Source organism: Sulfitobacter sp. HI0040 (assembly GCF_001634885.1).
Lineage (GTDB): Bacteria > Pseudomonadota > Alphaproteobacteria > Rhodobacterales > Rhodobacteraceae > Sulfitobacter.
In genome coordinates this window covers 1-221 of sequence record NZ_LWEX01000326.1, presented here as the reverse complement: position 1 = coordinate 221, position 221 = coordinate 1, and the positions used below count along the sequence as shown (strand labels likewise).

Below are 221 nucleotides of genomic sequence, written 5' to 3'. Positions count from 1 at the left end.
CCACAGCCGCGCCTTCGCCGCCTTCACCGCGCTGGGGGCCATCGGGTTGATGGCGCATATGATGGTGATCGACCCCTACGCCTGGGCGTTGATGCGGGTCGCCTCCGGCCTTTGCGTGGCGGGCTGCTATACGGTCATCGAGGCATGGCTTCAGGCCAAGGTCACCAACGAGAGCCGCGGGCGCACCATGGGCACCTACCGGGTGGTGGACATGACCGGAT

The 221-nt window shown here is 67.0% G+C and carries 1 pseudogene; it reads left to right on the top strand.

Annotated features, from left to right (window positions below):
- A pseudogene (locus A3728_RS14545) lies at window positions 1-221 on the top strand (MFS transporter); the annotation flags it as partial.